At 74.4% G+C, this 15,152-nt stretch carries 16 protein-coding genes; 10 read left to right on the top strand and 6 right to left on the bottom strand.

Annotation, left to right across the window (positions count from 1 at the left end; all coding sequences use genetic code 11):
- Window positions 1-224: 224 nt before the first annotated feature.
- From ACFWXO_RS37815 to ACFWXO_RS37805, 3 genes are all read right to left on the bottom strand, one after another.
- A complete protein-coding gene (locus ACFWXO_RS37815; protein ID WP_375886360.1) occupies window positions 225-1,388 on the bottom strand; it encodes an ROK family protein in 1,164 nt (387 codons plus the stop codon).
- Window positions 1,389-1,695: 307 nt separating this feature from the next.
- Complete coding sequence (locus ACFWXO_RS37810; protein WP_380529905.1) at window positions 1,696-2,010, bottom strand: hypothetical protein; 315 nt, start codon at window positions 2,008-2,010, stop codon at window positions 1,696-1,698.
- Between the two features lie 25 nt (window positions 2,011-2,035).
- Entirely contained in the window at window positions 2,036-3,634 is a 1,599-nt protein-coding gene (locus tag ACFWXO_RS37805; protein ID WP_380529903.1) for a hypothetical protein, read from the bottom strand.
- A 277-nt stretch (window positions 3,635-3,911) separates the two neighbouring features.
- Here ACFWXO_RS37805 and paaK point away from each other — a divergent pair, with 277 nt between their 5' ends.
- A complete protein-coding gene (gene paaK, locus ACFWXO_RS37800; protein WP_380529901.1) occupies window positions 3,912-5,246 on the top strand; it encodes a phenylacetate--CoA ligase PaaK in 1,335 nt (444 codons plus the stop codon).
- Between the two features lie 124 nt (window positions 5,247-5,370).
- Here the strand turns inward: paaK and ACFWXO_RS37795 are convergent, their stop codons facing one another.
- Both ACFWXO_RS37795 and ACFWXO_RS37790 read right to left on the bottom strand, forming a co-directional pair.
- Window positions 5,371-6,183, bottom strand: a complete 813-nt coding sequence (locus tag ACFWXO_RS37795; RefSeq protein WP_375886370.1) for a hypothetical protein — start codon at window positions 6,181-6,183, stop codon at window positions 5,371-5,373.
- 1 nt (window position 6,184) lies between these two features.
- Entirely contained in the window at window positions 6,185-6,853 is a 669-nt protein-coding gene (locus tag ACFWXO_RS37790; RefSeq protein ID WP_380529898.1) for a PepSY domain-containing protein, read from the bottom strand.
- Between the two features lie 125 nt (window positions 6,854-6,978).
- On the opposite strand from ACFWXO_RS37790, the gene ACFWXO_RS37785 reads away from it, so the two are divergent.
- The 7 genes from ACFWXO_RS37785 (at window position 6,979) to ACFWXO_RS37755 (ending at window position 13,917) form a co-directional block, all read left to right on the top strand.
- The gene (locus ACFWXO_RS37785; protein WP_375886375.1) at window positions 6,979-7,656 is read left to right on the top strand and encodes a response regulator transcription factor; all 678 of its coding nucleotides are present in this window, start codon (window positions 6,979-6,981) and stop codon (window positions 7,654-7,656) included.
- 73 nt (window positions 7,657-7,729) lie between these two features.
- A complete protein-coding gene (locus ACFWXO_RS37780) occupies window positions 7,730-9,118 on the top strand; it encodes a sensor histidine kinase (protein WP_380529896.1) in 1,389 nt (462 codons plus the stop codon).
- Window positions 9,119-9,314: 196 nt separating this feature from the next.
- Complete coding sequence (locus tag ACFWXO_RS37775) at window positions 9,315-10,445, top strand: sugar ABC transporter substrate-binding protein (protein ID WP_375886380.1); 1,131 nt, start codon at window positions 9,315-9,317, stop codon at window positions 10,443-10,445.
- A 93-nt stretch (window positions 10,446-10,538) separates the two neighbouring features.
- Entirely contained in the window at window positions 10,539-11,318 is a 780-nt protein-coding gene (locus tag ACFWXO_RS37770; protein WP_375886383.1) for an ATP-binding cassette domain-containing protein, read from the top strand.
- Window positions 11,319-11,389: 71 nt separating this feature from the next.
- Window positions 11,390-12,658 (top strand): sugar ABC transporter permease, encoded by a 1,269-nt coding sequence (locus tag ACFWXO_RS37765; protein ID WP_380529907.1) that lies wholly within the window; start codon window positions 11,390-11,392, stop codon window positions 12,656-12,658.
- A gap of 40 nt (window positions 12,659-12,698) precedes the next feature.
- Window positions 12,699-13,370 (top strand): methyltransferase, encoded by a 672-nt coding sequence (locus ACFWXO_RS37760; RefSeq protein ID WP_375886386.1) that lies wholly within the window; start codon window positions 12,699-12,701, stop codon window positions 13,368-13,370.
- Between the two features lie 82 nt (window positions 13,371-13,452).
- Window positions 13,453-13,917 carry a GNAT family N-acetyltransferase gene (locus ACFWXO_RS37755; RefSeq protein ID WP_380529893.1) on the top strand — a complete coding sequence of 155 codons (465 nt, stop codon included), beginning with the start codon at window positions 13,453-13,455 and terminating at the stop codon, window positions 13,915-13,917.
- A 53-nt stretch (window positions 13,918-13,970) separates the two neighbouring features.
- On the opposite strand, the gene ACFWXO_RS37750 is transcribed toward ACFWXO_RS37755, so the two are convergent.
- Window positions 13,971-14,261 carry a hypothetical protein gene (locus ACFWXO_RS37750; RefSeq protein WP_380529891.1) on the bottom strand — a complete coding sequence of 97 codons (291 nt, stop codon included), beginning with the start codon at window positions 14,259-14,261 and terminating at the stop codon, window positions 13,971-13,973.
- Between the two features lie 201 nt (window positions 14,262-14,462).
- On the opposite strand from ACFWXO_RS37750, the gene ACFWXO_RS37745 reads away from it, so the two are divergent.
- Both ACFWXO_RS37745 and ACFWXO_RS37740 read left to right on the top strand, forming a co-directional pair.
- Window positions 14,463-14,708 (top strand): hypothetical protein, encoded by a 246-nt coding sequence (locus ACFWXO_RS37745; protein ID WP_380529890.1) that lies wholly within the window; start codon window positions 14,463-14,465, stop codon window positions 14,706-14,708.
- An 18-nt stretch (window positions 14,709-14,726) separates the two neighbouring features.
- Window positions 14,727-14,930: a hypothetical protein gene (locus ACFWXO_RS37740; RefSeq protein WP_380529888.1), complete on the top strand. Its 204-nt coding sequence runs from the start codon at window positions 14,727-14,729 to the stop codon at window positions 14,928-14,930.
- The last annotated feature ends 222 nt before the right edge of the window (window positions 14,931-15,152 follow it).

Here is a 15,152-nt window from a genome sequence, read left to right as displayed (position 1 = left end):
CGACCCCCGGCCCTACGTCTGGACCAAAACCGCTGACCAGATCCTCGAATCCCTCGCTGGATACATCCGACGGATCAAGGACTCAGGACACTAGGCCGATCACCGGCGGGCCGACGGTGACGAGCGGGGAGGCGGGGTGGATGAACCCGGCGCTGGAGTCGTGGGCGAGGGGTGAGCACTACGCCGGCCCCTGAGCGCCGACCCTCATGCCCGTAACGCGGCCGTCAGACCCGGGGCGGGTCCACCGCGAAGAGCTGGTCCTCGACGTGGTCGAGGGCGACCCGCAGGGCGCCCATCGAGACGACCTCCGAGCCGAGGGCGGCCAGGGCCACCTCGGGGGCGCGGAGGGTGAATTGGGCGAGGCGTTCGCGCAGGGGTTCCAGGACGCCGTCGAGGCCCGCGGCCCAGCCGCCGATGACGACCAGCTGGGGGTCGATGGCGAGGACCAGGGCTGCGACGCCCTGGACCAGTCTCGTGAGGAAGCGGTCCATGGCGACCTTGGCGACCTCGTCGCCCTCGCGGGCGAGTCGCAGGACGCGGGCGACGGCGGCCTCGTCCAGGGGGTTGAGGGGCTTGCCGGTGGTGGAGAGGAGCTTCTCGGGGGTGACCTCCTGGCCGAGCAGGTGGAGGGCGCCGATCTCTCCGGCGGCGCCGCCGTAGCCGCGGTGGAGCTTGCCGTTGATGAGGGAGCCGGCGCCGGGGCTGAGGCCGGCCATCACGAAGACCACGTCGTCGGCGCCGACGGCGGCGCCCTGCCAGTGTTCGGCGATGGCGGCGAGGTTGGCGTCGTTCTCGATCAGGACGGGGCAGCGGAAGGAGCGCCGGAGCCGGGCGCCGAGGTCGAGGCCGGTCCAGCCGGGCATGGCGGTGCCGAGTTGGACGGTGCCCTCGCGGTCGACGATGCCAGGGGTGCCGATGCCGACGGACCACAGGTTGTCGCGCGAGATGCCCGCCTTGCGGAGGACCTCGGCGACGGCGGTGCGGACGGCGGTGAGCCGTTCCTCGGCGTCGAGGGTCTCGTCGACGGGCTTGAAGTGACTGCCCGCCACTTCGCCGGTGAGGTCGGCGAGGATGACCCGGATGTCGTGGACGCCGATCTCGATGCCGAGGATGTGTCCGGCCTCGGCCCGGAAGCGGAACCAGCGGGCGGGGCGGCCGCGGCGGCCGGTGCCGGACTGGCCGTCCTCCCGGGGTTGTTCGACCTCGGCGACCAGGCCGGTGTCGACGAGGCCCTCGATGACGCCCTCGACGGTGGGCCGGGAGAGCCCGGTCTCGCCGACGAGTTGGGTGAGGGTCACGGAGTGGCCGGTCCGCAGCGCCCGTAGCGTGACCGCGGCGTTGATCCGCCGCAGCAGCGAGGAGTCTCCTCCGGTGAGCCGATCCGCCAATGCGATGCCCTTCGCCGTTCGCGCGACTGCCCTGGCGCGCGGTGTCGAGTCCGCGGAGCCCACCGAACGGCCCGCGGGGGTCTGCCCCCCGGAACACGGAACACGGAACGCGGAACGGGCGGCGCACGGCCGCCCGTACGGAGGCCCGGAGGACAAGCCGGAGCCTACCGGGGGAGCGCCCCGGGCGGCGAGGATTCCCGCAGCTCACCTGGGCTTCGGTATCGAAATGGTACGGATCGGGTGGCGGTACGTGACCCGTGCTTCACCGGTCGGCCACGGACGGTCCGTGCCCGGGTCCGTGTCCGGGTCACTGCCTCGGTCCCCGCCCCGGGCGCCGGCCCCGTACGGACCAGCGGGAGCGCACGGACAGCAGCGAGCCGACGCTCAGCCAGGAGCAGGCCGAGAACGCGCTGACCACGGACCCGGCCGAGCCGATGGACAGCACGCTGCCGACGGAGCCGATGGAGAGCACGGACCCGACGGATCCGATCGACAGCAGCGAGCCGATGGAACCGATGGAGCCGATCGAGCCGAGGGAGGCCCGGGAGCGGATCGAGCGCACGGAGGCGGAAACGGACACCGAAGCGGGAGCGGAAACCGAAGCGGAGACGGAAGCGGCCATGCGCCCGATCGTAACGGCGCCCGCGTCAGTCGACCCGGGCGACGAACAGTCCCTGCCCGAGCAGCCCCATCGGGTGCCCGGCCTCCGGGAGGGTGAGGACGGTGGGGCAGCCGGCGGCGGTGAGGGCGGACTGCCAGTGCTCGGCCGGGTGGGCGGTGAGGCCGCGCGGGTCGCCGGTGATCAGCAGGTCGAGCTGTTCGGCGACGGGGGCGAGCAGCAGCAGCCGGCCGCCGGGGGCGAGCAGGTCGACGAGGGCCGGGACCTCCTCCTCGGGCCGTCCGGCGGCGGAGGCGACGACGATGTCGTAGCGCCCGCCGTCGGGGGCGAGGTGGTGGTCGGCGTTCTGCCGGGGGCGGGCGGCGAGGGCGCGGGCGACGGCGGTCTCGGTGCCGTCGCGGTCGAGTTCGAGGACGCGCAGCGGCCGCGGCCCGTGGTGGGCCTCGGCGGTGGCGCGGACGAGGGCGCCGAGGGCGGTGCCGAGGTAGCCGCGGGCGGCGGCCCAGCGGACGGGGGCGGCGGCGGGGCGGGGGGCCTCGTCGCCGGTGAGGAGGCCGGGCAGGCGCAGGGCGCCGCGTCTGACCCGGTCGAGGACGGCGGCGCTGCCGAGGCCGTCGGCCCAGGTGTCGGCGGCGGGCCGCCAGGCCTCCCGGACCGCGGCGGGGCCGAGTTCGGGGGCGCCGTGGTAGAGCGGGCCCTGGGCGCCGCCGTCCCGGTGGGCGATCAGGCCGTGTCGGGCGAGGGCGTCGAGCCAGCGGCCGACCCGGGGGCGCTGGGCGGGGGTGACGAGGGCGGTGGCGAGGAGTTCGGCCTCGGAGCGCGCCGGGGCCTGGGCGGCGTCGGGACCCGGCCCCGGGTCGGTCCCCGGGACGGTCCCCGGCGCGGGTTCGGTGAGGATCCCGGTCTGCTGGAGGGTGTGCAGCAGGGTGGTGAGCACGGCCCGGTCGAGGTGGGCGCCGAAGGTGCTGACCTGCTCGGCGGTGACGCCGATGCTGTGCTTCCAGGCGGCGGCCGTGGCGGTCCGGGCGTCGGCGCGCAGGCGGCGGTCGGCGGCCTCGGCCTGGCTGTGCGGGGCGCGGACGTGGGCGAGGACGGCCCCGAGGGCGTCGACGGCGGCGTAGACGTCGTCCTGCCGGGGTTCGGGGCCGACGTGGAGGACGAGCCGGAGCGCGCCGAGGTCGTGGTCGGCGAGGCCGGGGTGCCGGCTGAGCTGCCAGAGCAGGGCGGAGGGCAGGCTGAGGTGGGTGGTGCCGCCGGCGGCGAGGGCGGTGAGCTGCTCCTCGGGGGGCAGGGCCGGGTCGGGGCAGTGCACGGTGCCGCCGGCCAGCAGGGTGGCGAGGGCGAGTTCGACGGCGAGGTCGGTGACCGGGTGCAGCACGGTGTGCCGGATGGGCGCCGGGCCGAGGACGCCGGCCCAGTGCCGGAGCCGTTCCTCGGCGGCGCGGGCGGTGGAGGGCGGCAGGGCGGCGTGCGCGGCGACGCGTTCGGCGAGGGCCCGGGGCAGGCCGCCGGGCGGGGAGACGCCGAGCAGCAGGCCGATGCCGCTGATCGCGCGTCCGTCGGCGACGACGGCGGGCCGGTCGCCGAGCTCGCGCAGCGCGCTGACCAGCGCAGGGGTCGAGGCCAAGGTGATCACTCCGGGGTGCGGGGGAGAAGCCGCACCACTGAACCATGGGTGCGGCCCGATGGGTGGGGCCCCCGGGTAATAGTTCCGTAATGATTTTCATATCAGCCAATCAAGCGACGGGGGTGAACCCGGTACGAACGCACCGGAACTGCACATTCCGGGAGCGCCGTGCGATCCCTTGACAGGTGGTTCGGGTGCTGGATTACTTGGCCTGGGCTTGTCCTGACCGAACGATCGGTAGGGCTCCCAGTCCCGTCCGACCTGCGAAGGAGCGACGATGACCGGCCGTGCGTCCGACCCCGACCGACGCCTGGGGGAGCCGATTCCGCCAGCGCTCCTGGATGCCGGCGAGCGGATGGGCGTCGACGAACTGCGCGCCCACCAGCTCGACCGGCTCCGGGTCACCCTGCGGCACGCCTACGAGCACGTCGAGCTCTACCGCCGCAAGTTCGACGCCGCCGGGGTCCACCCCGAGGACTGCCGAACCCTCGACGACCTCGCCCGCTTCCCGTTCACCACCAAGGCCGACCTGCGCGAGGGCTACCCCTTCGGGATGTTCGCCGTCCCGATGGAGCAGGTCCGCCGGATCCACGCCTCCAGCGGCACCACCGGACGCCCGACCGTGGTCGGCTACACCGAGAACGACCTCTCCGTGTGGGCCGACGTGGTGGCCCGCTCGATCCGCGCGGCCGGCGGCCGGCCCGGGCACAAGGTGCACATCGCGTACGGCTACGGGCTGTTCACCGGCGGACTGGGCGCGCACTACGGCGCCGAGCGGGCCGGCTGCACCGTCATCCCGGCCTCCGGCGGGATGACCGCCCGGCAGGTCCAGCTGATCCAGGACTTCCGCCCCGAGATCATCATGGTCACCCCGTCCTACCTGCTCACCCTGCTGGACGAGTTCGACCGGCAGGGCCTGGACCCGCGGGCCAGCTCGCTGCGGGTGGGCATCTTCGGGGCCGAGCCCTGGACGGAGGAGATGCGGCGCGAGATCGAGGACCGGCTCGACCTGCACGCCGTCGACATCTACGGCATCTCCGAGGTGATGGGCCCCGGGATCGCCCAGGAGTGCGTGGAGACCAAGGACGGCCTGCACATCTGGGAGGACCACTTCCTCCCGGAGGTGGTGGACCCGCTCGGCGACGAGGTGCTCCCTCAGGGGGAGCACGGCGAACTGGTCCTCACCTCGCTCACCAAGGAGGCGCTGCCGATCATCCGCTACCGCACCCGCGACCTCACCCGGCTGCTGCCCGGCACCGCACGGCCGGCCTTCCGGCGGATGGAGCGGGTCACCGGGCGCAGCGACGACATGATCATCCTGCGCGGGGTGAACCTCTTCCCGACCCAGATCGAGGAGATCCTGCTGCGCACCCCGGGCGTCGCCCCGCACTTCCAGCTGCGGCTGACCAGGCAGGGGCGGCTGGACCACCTGACCGTCCGGGTGGAGGCCCGCCCGGAGGCGGCGGCCGGGCTGCGGGAGGCGGCGCGGGCGGAGATCGTCCGGGCGGTCAAGGACGGCGTGGGCGTGACGGTCTCGGTCGAGGTGGTGGACCCGTACACGCTGGAGCGCTCGGTCGGGAAGATCAAGCGGGTGGTCGACGAGCGGGGGTGAAGGGCCGCGGCGTCCTGCGGGGGCGGGGGCCTGCGGGGGGCAGGGGTCTGCGGGGAGGCCGGAGGCGCACGGCTGTCCGGGGGGTGATGCCGTGCGCCTCCGACGTCTACAGCAATGTAGACGCTCAGTGGGCGGAGAGTCCAGCCGCCGCCCGACGGTGCGCCCGCGCGGCGAGCGCCAGCGACACCGCCATCAGCACCGCCAGGGCGAGGCTGACCGGGCCGGTGCCCAGGCCGATGCCGCCGCGGTCGGCGCCCACGCCCAGCCAGTCCGCGAAGGAGGCGCCCAGCGGACGGGTCAGCACGTACGCCCACCAGAAACCGGCCACCGGGCCCACCCAGCCGGACCGGGCCGCCACCGCCGGGATCGCGATCAGCAGCGCGAAGCCCAGCCCGGCCACCAGGTAGCCGAGGTGCAGGGTGGCCGCCGTCAGGTCGCCCAGCGCGGTGCCCAGGGCGAAGGTCACCAGCACGGCCGACCAGTAGAACAGCTCCCGGCGCAGCCCGGTCACCCGGTCGATCGCCAGCGAGCCCTCCACCCGGTGCCAGAGCAGGAACAGCACCGCCAGCGCCACCGCCAGCGAGCCGGCCGACAGCGCGTACGGGACGCCGAGCGCGACGTGCGCCACGTCGGCGACCATCGTGCCGAACACGCTGACCAGGACGACCACCGCCCAGTACAGCCCGGGCACGCAGCGCCGGGTCCGCAGCTGCACCAGCAGGGCCACGGCGAGCAGCAGCCCGGCGGCGGCCACCGCCAGGACCGGGTCGAAGGTCTTGGCGAGGAAGTCGGAGAGCGTCTCGCCCATGCCGGTGGTCAGCACCTTCACCAGCCAGAACCAGCCGTCCACGGCGGGCACCTTGTTGGCGTCGGAGCGCGGGGGCCGGCCCGGGGCGGGGCGGTCGGGGGCGGGGCGGGTCGTCGAGGTGTGGGCCATGTCAGCCCTCGGCGCCGTCGGCGGTGTTGCCGGTGGCGCCGGCGTTCCCGACGGTGGTGTTGGAGGTCAGCTCACCGTTGGTGCCGTCCACCGTCACCAGGTGGCGCACGCCGTCCTGGCCGACGACCGACACGGCCCAGGCGGCCCCGCCGCCCTGCTCGGTGATCCGGCGCAGCGACTCGGCGCGGCCGCCCGGCACGGCGGCCTGGGCCTTGTCCAGGGCGGTGGAGGCGCCGACCGAGGGCAGCGGGGCGGGCGCCTGGCCCTGCGCCCGGCCCTGGCCCTGCTGCTGGCCCTCGCCGCCGCGCTGCTGCCCGTGCCGGTGTCCCTGCTCCTGCCCGCGGCCGCGCTCCTGCTCCTGCCCGCGTCCGGCGCCGTGTCCGCCGCCGTGCCCGTCCCCGCGTCCGGCGCCGTCCTCGGCCGAGGCCGCCGCCTCGCGGTGCCCGCGGCCACCCTCCCCGTGTCCTTCGTGGGCCGCCACCGCGACGGCCAGCCCGCCCGCGCCGAGCAGCGCCACCGTCACCACCCCGGCGGCGAGCCGGCGCTCTTTGCCGCCCGCCCAGGCGCGCAGCCGCTGCGCGCGACGGCGCCGGGGCGACAGCGGCGGCAGTTCGGGGACCTCCGGCTCCTCACCGGACGACGGGGTGAAGGACGACTGGGGATCGGTCATCGGGCGTGCTCCTTGCCTGGGAAGTGCGGCGCTGCGCTCCGCGCCCGGCGATCATGGCGGACCGCACCTGAACCCACGCTTAAGCCGCCGCAAGATCACTCACGGCGGCCTGGCACCCTGAACGGATGCACATACTCGTCGTGGAGGACGAACAGCGGATGGCCACCGCGCTGCGGCGCGGCCTGGAGGCCGACGGCCACACCGTGGACACCGCCCACAACGGCCCCGAGGGCCTCGCCCTCGCCGAGCGCCACCCCTACGACGTGATCGTCCTCGACATCATGCTGCCCGGCCTCAACGGCTACCGGGTCTGCGCCCGGCTGCGCGAGGCCGGCTGCCGGGCCGGGATCCTGATGCTCACCGCCAAGGACGGCGAGTGGGACGAGGCCGAGGCCCTGGACACCGGCGCCGACGACTACCTCGCCAAGCCGTTCTCCTTCGTCGTCCTGCTCGCCCGGCTGCGCGCCCTGCACCGCCGGATCGACCAGCAGCGCCCCCGGCTGCACACCCTCGGCGACCTGGTCCTGGACGCCAACGCCCGCACCTGCACCCGGGCCGGCACCCCGACCCACCTGACCGCCCGGGAGTTCGCGATCCTGGAGCACCTGGCCGCCCGGGCCGGCACGGTGGTCTCCAAGCGCGAGATCCTCGACCAGGTCTGGGACGCCCACCACGACGCCGACCCGAGCATCGTCGAGGTGCACGTCCACGCCCTGCGGCGCAAGATCGACGCGCCCTTCGGCCGGGCCGCCCTGCAGACCATGCGCGGCGCCGGCTACCGGCTCGACCCGGCCGGCGGCTGAGGTGCGCCGCTCCCGCCGCCCCGGACCGCGGCAAGTCCCCTCCGTGCTCCGCCGGTTGCGCCGACTGCCGTCCGTGCGCAGCCGGTTGCGTCGGCTGCCCTCCGTGCTCCGCCGGTTCGTCCCGAGGACGGTGCGCGCCCGGGCCACCGCGGCCGCCGGTACGGTGCTGGCCGCGGCCCTCGTCCTGGCCGGGGCCGGACTGCTCGCCGCCGTCCGCGCCGACCTGGTCGCCTCCGCCACCTCCGCCACCCGGCAGCAGGCCGACTCGGTCGCCCAACTCGCCGCCCAGGGGCGGCTGGCACCCGTCCTGCACGCCGCGCACGGCACCGACTTCCTCCAGGTCGTCGACGCCCGCGGCAGCGTCCTCGCGGCCAGCCCCAACCTGGCCGGCCGCCCGGCGCTGTCCGTCGCCGGGCGTACCGGCTCGCACACCACCGACGACGTCGACCCGCTGTACGAGCACCACCGCCAGCGGCTCGCCGCCGTCACCGCCGACACCCCGACCGGCCCGGTCACCGTGTACGCGGGCGCCTCGCTGCGCGCCGCCGACGAGGCCATGGACATCACCCAGGCCGGCCTGGCCGTCGCCTGCCCGCTGCTGCTGCTCACCGGGGTGGTGGTCACCTGGAAGGTCACCGGGCAGGCGCTGCGGCCGGTGGAGGCGATCCGCGCCGAGGTCGACGCCATCACCGGCCAGGACCTGCACCGCCGCGTCCCCGAACCGGGCACCGCCGACGAGATCGCCCGGCTCGCCGCCACCATGAACGCGATGCTCGACCGGCTGGAGGCCTCCGGCCGGCGCCAGCGCGAGTTCATCGCCGACGCCTCGCACGAACTGCGCAGCCCGCTGGCCGTGCTGCGCACCCAGCTGGAGGTCGCCGACACCCACCCGGACCCGGCGGTCCGCGCCGAGCTGGTGCACGGCGCGCTGGAGGACACCGACCGGCTGCAGAACCTCGCCACCGACCTGCTGCTGCTCGCCCGCCTCGACGCCGGCGGCACCGACGACCGGCCGCGCCGGCGGACCGACCTCACCGAGCTGGTCGCCACCACCGTGCTGGCCCGCCCGCCCGGCCCGCACCGCCGCACCACCGACCTCGCCCCCGGGGTCGCCGTCGACGGCATCCCGCTCTGGCTGGGCAGGCTGCTCACCAACCTGCTGGACAACGCCGAGCGGCACGCCGCCACCACCGTGCACGTCCGGCTGGCCGCCGACCCCGGGCGCGGCCTCGCCCTGCTGGACGTCGAGGACGACGGGCCCGGCATCCCGCCCGCCGACCGGGAGCGGGTCTTCGAACGCTTCACCCGCCTCGACGACGCCCGCTCCCGCGACCACGGCGGCAGCGGCCTGGGCCTGCCGATCGCCCGCGACATCGCCCGCCACCACCGGGGCACCCTCACCGTCACCCCGACGGAGGCCGGTGCCCGGCTCACCGCCGCGCTGCCGCTGGCGGGGGAGTAGCGACCGCACCGGGCACCGACGAGCCGCGACCCCACGAGCCGTGACCCCACGAGCCGCGACCCGACGAGCCGCGGTCCGCTGAGCCGCGGCCCGACGACCGCGGGCACGCCCGTTTGGCGCACCTGGGTCGTGGAGGCGCTGATGGCTTCCCAGACTCGGAGGGCAGGGGGGCGGATTCAATCGGAGAGGCTTCCCGATGAGCATCAGGCTCCGCCGCGTCCTCGCGGTGACCGCAGTGGTTTCCCTCGGCCTCGGCGCGGCGTCCTGCGGCAGCGCCAAGCAGTCCTCGTCAGGCGGCGGTTCGTCGGGCTCGGCCGCCGCGAGCGGCGGCGGGACGGCCGCGGTCGGTGCGGTGCGGATCGGCCTGCTGCTGCCGGAGACCAAGACCACCCGCTACGAGCAGTTCGACCGCCCGCTGATCGAGAAGAAGATCAAGGAGCTGGCGCCGGACGCGCAGATCGACTACTACAACGCCAACCAGGACGCGACCCTCCAGCAGACCCAGGTGGACACCGCCCTCACCAAGGGCGACAAGGTGCTGATCCTGGACGCGGTGGACGCCAAGTCGATCCAGTCCTCCGTGCAGAAGGCCCACGACGCGGGCGTCAAGGTGCTGGCCTACGACCGGCTCGCCCAGGGCCCGGCCGACGCGTACGTGTCCTTCGACAACCACAAGGTCGGCGAGCTCCAGGGCCAGGCCCTGGTCGCGGCGGTCGGCGGCAAGGCGAACGCGGGCGAGATCTTCATGATCAACGGCTCGCCGACCGACCCCAACGCGGCCGACTTCAAGGCCGGCGCGCACAGCGCGATCGACGGCAAGCTCAAGATCGGCAAGGAGTACGACACCCCCCAGTGGGACCCGAACACCGCCAACCAGGAGGCCGCCGCCGCGATCACCGCGATCGGCGGGCCGAACGTGGTCGGCGCCTACTCGGCCAACGACGGCATGGCCGCGGGTGTCGCGACCGCGCTCAAGGCGGCCGGCCTGAGCGTCCCGCTCACCGGCCAGGACGCCCAACTCGACGGCATCCAGCGGATCGTGGCCGGGACCCAGACCATGACGATCTACAAGCCGTTCAAGCCGGAGACCGACATCGCCGGGCAGATGGCCGTCGCCCTGGCCTCCGGCAAGGCGCTGGACGCCAGCCTGGTCCCGACCACCGTGACCAACGGCAGCGGCAACAAGGTGCCCGCCAACCTGATCACCCCGGTCGTCGTCACCAAGGACAACATCAAGACCACCGTGGTCCAGGACGGCCTGTACACCGTCGCCCAGATCTGCACCCCGGACTACGCCGACGCCTGCAAGAGCGCCGGCCTCCAGTAGCGGGCGGCCAGTAGTAGGCGGCCAGGAGTAGGCGGCCCGGAATCCGAACCGCCCCGCCTCCACCGAGGAGGCGGGGCAAGGGAGTTGGTCACTGTGCCAGGTGAGACCGTACTGGCCCTGCGCGGGGTCTCCAAACGGTTCGGCGCCGTCCAGGCGCTCACCGACATCGAACTCGAGGTGCACACCGGCGAGGTGCTGGCCCTGGTCGGCGACAACGGCGCCGGGAAGTCCACCCTGGTCAAGTCGATCGCCGGGGTGCACCAGCCCGACGACGGCGCCATCGAGTGGCAGGGCCGACCGGTGAGCATCCACCGGCCGCAGGACGCCCAGCAGTTGGGCATCGCCACGGTCTACCAGGACCTCGCGCTGTGCGACAACCTCGACGTGGTCGGGAACCTCTTCCTCGGCCGCGAGATCCGGCGCTTCGGCATCCTCGACGAGGTCGCCATGGAGAAGCGCTCCCGGACGCTGCTGGACACCCTCTCCATCCGCATCCCCAGCGTGCGGATCCCGGTCGCCTCGCTCTCCGGCGGCCAGCGCCAGGTCGTCGCCATCGCCCGGGCCCTGATCGGCTCGCCCAAGGTCGTGATGCTGGACGAGCCGACCGCCGCCCTCGGCGTCGAGCAGACCGCCCAGGTCCTCGACCTGGTCGAGCGGCTGCGCGAGCAGGACCACGGCGTCATCCTGATCAGCCACAACATGGCGGACGTGATGGCCGTCGCGGACACCGTCGCGGTGCTGCGCCTCGGCCGCAACAACGGCGTCTTCGACCGGCGCGGCACCAACCAGGAAGAGATCATCTCGGCCATCACCGGCGCCACGGACAACGCCGTGACCCGCCGCAGGGCCCGCGGCCAGGAGGGGTCCCAGTGAGCGACCACACCCCCGGGAACACCCCCGGCGGCGAACCCGAACGCCACCGCCCCCCGCTGCCCGAGGACGCCATGCCCACCGGCGGCGTCAACGCGCCCGTCCCGGTCGCCCCGGAGGCCACCCCCGCGGTCGACCCCCGGCTGATCGTCCGCCAGGAGGGCGTCAAGGGCTACCTGGGCGAGTTCCGCCGCCGGATGAGCAGCGGCGAACTGGGCTCGCTGCCCGTCGTGCTGGCCCTGATCGTGATCTGGGCGGTGTTCGGCAGCCTCAACAGCTCCTTCCTGTCCGCGCAGAACCTCTCCAACCTGTCCCAGCAGATCGTCGGCACCGGGATGATCGCGATCGGCGTGGTCTTCGTGCTGCTGCTCGGCGAGATCGACCTCTCGGTCGGCTCGGTCAGCGGCCTGTGCGCGGCGATCTTCGCCGTCCTGAACGTCACCAACGGCGTCAACCAGTGGGTCGCCCTGATCACCGCGATCGTCGGCGGGGCGATCGTCGGCACGTTCCACGGCTTCTTCTTCGCCAAGATCGGCGTCCCGGCCTTCGTCGTCACCCTGGCCGGCAACCTCGGCTGGAACGGCCTGATGCTCCAGGTGCTCGGCGCCAGCGGCACCGTCAACCTCTCCGGCAAGGACATCGTCTCCCGGCTCTACAGCACCATCTACGGCCAGCAGATCGCCGCGTACGGCGCGGCGGCCGTCGGCGTGCTGTTGTTCCTCTTCGCCTCGCTGGTCGACGCCCGGCGACGGCAGGCCGCGGGCGTGCCGTCCCGGCCGGTCACCGACATCGTGCTGCGGACGGTGCTGCTGGCGGTGATCGCCTTCCTCGCCGCGTACACCCTCAACCAGTACAAGGGGCTGCCGCTGGCCCTGCTGATCTTCCTGATCTTCATCGTGGTGCTGGACTTCGTGCTGCGCCGCACCACGTACGGCCGCCAGGTGTTCGCGCTCGGCGGCAACATCGAGGGCGCCCGCCGGGCCGGCATCAACGTCTCGTGGATCCGGATCAGCGTCTTCGCCATCTGCTCCACGATGGCCGGGATCGGCGGCCTGTTCCTGGCCGCGCAGATCCAGTCCGCCAGCCAGACCTCCGGCGGCGGCAACCTGCTGATGAACGCCATCGCGGCGGCCGTCATCGGCGGCACCAGCCTGTTCGGCGGGCGCGGCAAGACCTGGTCGGCGCTGCTGGGCGCGCTGGTGATCGGCTCGATCCAGTCCGGGATGAACATCCAGGGCCTGAGCAACGCCATCCAGTTCATGATCACCGGCGCGGTGCTGCTGGCCGCCGTCGTGGTCGACTCGCTGGCCCGGCGTACCCAGCGGGCCGCCGGGCGGGCGTGAGCGGGCGTGAGCGGGGTCCGGCGGGCCCTATGCTGCGGGCATGCCGAGTGAGCTGCGAGTTCATCGACCGGACACCGATCAGGCCTTCATCCTGCGGGAGACCGAGCTGACGCCCGTCCCCTTCGTGCCCGAGATCCGCCTGCACATGGCGCAGGACGCCATCGCGCTGTGGGAGACCACCGAGAGCGAACGCGGCCGGGCCGGACTGCCGCCGCCGTTCTGGGCCTTCGCCTGGGCCGGCGGGGTCGCGGTCGCGCGCTACGTGCTGGACCACCCCGAACTGGTCGACGGCCGGGCGGTGCTGGACATCGCGGCCGGCTCCGGACTGGTCGGCGTGGCGGCCGCGCTGCGCGGCGCGACGCAGGTGCGGGCCGCCGAGATCGACGCCTACGCGGTCGCCGCCATCGGCCTGAACGGCGAGGCCAACGGCGTACGGGTGGACGGCGCGCTGGTCGACCTGGTGGACGGGGACGGCGCCCCGGCCGAGGTGGTACTGGCCGGCGACGTGTTCTACGAACGCGAGATGGCCGCCCGCTTCCTGCCCTTCCTGGAACGGGCCGCCGCCCGCGGCGCCACCGTCATCGTCGGCGACCCGGGCCGGGCCTACCTGCCCCGGGACCGGTTCACCGCGGTGGCCGCCTACCAGGTGCCGGTGGTGGCGGACCTGGAGGACGCCTCGGTCAAGACCACCACGGTGTGGCGCCTCGGCTGACCGCCGGCCGTTCCCACCAGGGGGCCGTCCACGCCCCGGAATTCCGGGCGGCCCGGCCGGACCCCCTGCTAGACAGACCGGCATGACCGAACAGAACGGCACCGCCGAACAGATCCTGCTGCGCCCCGCCCGACCCGAGGAGATCCCCGCCCTGCTCGCCCTCTGGGCCCGGGCCGCCAAGGGCACCAGCATCACCGACGACGAGGCGGGCGTCGCCGCCCTGCTCGCCCGGGACCCGCAGTGCCTGATCGTCGCCACCGCGGCCGACGCCCCGGCCACCCCGCTCGGCACCGTCATCGCCGGCTGGGACGGCTGGCGGTGCCACCTGTACCGCCTCGCCGTCGACCCCGACCACCGCCGCCGGGGCATCGGCGCCGCCCTGCTGGCGGCCGCCGAGGAGCGCTTCGCCGCACTCGGCGGCCGCCGCGCCGACGCGATGGTGCTGGACGACAACGCCCTCGGCCACCGCACCTGGCAGGCCGCCGGCTACCACCCCGAACCGCAGTGGACCCGCTGGGTCAAGCCCCTTGCGGGCGCTGAGAACTAGGGCTCGCCGACCACCACCCCCCGGGGCGGGGCCGCCACCAGGAGGGGCCGGGCCTACGAGGCGCCTGTGCGGGTGGCGAGTTCCCGCACGCCGGGCACGGTGACCGGCGCATAGAGGAGGTCCGCCGTCAACGCCCGAAGGGCCGGTCGGCGTACCTCCTCCGGGGCGACCCGCTCGGTGAACTGCAACGCGGCGACGGTCCGGCGGTGGTCGCCGAGGTGGTGCCACATGCGGGCGCAGTCCGTACCGAATCGGGCCTGGCGCTCGGCAGTCGGCAGCCGCTCCGGGGCGATCCGCGCCGCGTACTGCACGCCCTCGTCGGGAGTGCCCAGGGCGGAGTGCACGCCGATCCACTACCGGTCCGCCTGCGCTCTGGTCGCGTCGACCGTGAACAGGGTGGTTCGCGGAGCCCCGGAGCGGGCCAGGCGGCCGGCGCGCCGCATCGTGATCGCCAGAACCCGGGCTGCTTCTCCCCGGACCACCGGGTCACCACTGGCCTGCGCTGCCGCGAGCGCCCGGTCCGCTGCAGGCCAGGCGACCTCGGCGTGCCCCTCCGACGCGAGGCCTACGGCGTGAAGCGGCAGGCGCTACACCTGTGCGATCAGCGCGAGCGGCTGCTCGACCGCCAGACCGTCCAGACCACCCACCGCACCACCCCGACGCACGGTAGCCTGCCGGAGAGCGGCCGGGGCACCGAGATGACGGCGTGCCCGATCTGCGGGTCGGGGAACACCTACCAGACCATGGAAGGCCGTTGGGGCTGCACCGCGTGCGGTTCCAGCTGGGGCTGAGACAGCCAGGAGGGCTGCATGTCGATCTGCGCGCAGTGTCGCACCGCCGAGGCGGCGATCGAGGACCGAGACGTGCAGCCACCGCAGCCCTGGTGCCTCGCGTGCGCCACAGCCCTCGTGCGAGCAGGCGACCCGGTGATCAACTACCGCTCGCTCGGTGACCCGGACCAATACGGACCCGTCCTCGTCGGCGGCAGCACCGCGGTACTGCGCTTCCGCTGACCAACACAGCGAGTAGCCCCTGCTCGGCCTCGGTCGAGCAGGGGCTGCTCGCCGTGTTCGGAGGTGTCACAGATCTGTCACTCCGCCTATTGAAGTGACCGCAGTGGGGGGGCCGCGGGGGGGGGGGCGCCCCCCGGGGGGGTGGGGGGGCCGGGGGGCGCCCCCCCCGGGCGGCCCCCCCCCGTCCGCCCGCGGTGGGGGGGGGGGGGGGGGCGGGGCCAG

It is taken from the genome of Kitasatospora sp. NPDC059088, assembly GCF_042738155.1.
Classification (GTDB): Bacteria; Actinomycetota; Actinomycetes; order Streptomycetales; family Streptomycetaceae; genus Kitasatospora.
This window is presented reverse-complemented; position numbering and strand designations above follow the sequence as displayed.

Bases quoted from the DNA above. Each gene is read 5' to 3' on its own strand.
- ACFWXO_RS37760 (WP_375886386.1), top strand. From the start codon at position 12,699: ATGCCGAGTGAGCTGCGAGTTCATCGACCGGACACCGATCAGGCCTTC.
- ACFWXO_RS37740 (WP_380529888.1), top strand. From the start codon at position 14,727: ATGTCGATCTGCGCGCAGTGTCGCACCGCCGAGGCGGCGATCGAGGAC.
- ACFWXO_RS37775 (WP_375886380.1), top strand. From the start codon at position 9,315: ATGAGCATCAGGCTCCGCCGCGTCCTCGCGGTGACCGCAGTGGTTTCC.
- ACFWXO_RS37755 (WP_380529893.1), top strand. From the start codon at position 13,453: ATGACCGAACAGAACGGCACCGCCGAACAGATCCTGCTGCGCCCCGCC.
- ACFWXO_RS37790 (WP_380529898.1), bottom strand. From the start codon at position 6,853: ATGACCGATCCCCAGTCGTCCTTCACCCCGTCGTCCGGTGAGGAGCCG.
- ACFWXO_RS37765 (WP_380529907.1), top strand. From the start codon at position 11,390: ATGCCCACCGGCGGCGTCAACGCGCCCGTCCCGGTCGCCCCGGAGGCC.
- ACFWXO_RS37795 (WP_375886370.1), bottom strand. From the start codon at position 6,183: ATGGCCCACACCTCGACGACCCGCCCCGCCCCCGACCGCCCCGCCCCG.
- ACFWXO_RS37785 (WP_375886375.1), top strand. From the start codon at position 6,979: ATGCACATACTCGTCGTGGAGGACGAACAGCGGATGGCCACCGCGCTG.
- paaK (WP_380529901.1), top strand. From the start codon at position 3,912: ATGACCGGCCGTGCGTCCGACCCCGACCGACGCCTGGGGGAGCCGATT.
- ACFWXO_RS37810 (WP_380529905.1), bottom strand. From the start codon at position 2,010: ATGGCCGCTTCCGTCTCCGCTTCGGTTTCCGCTCCCGCTTCGGTGTCC.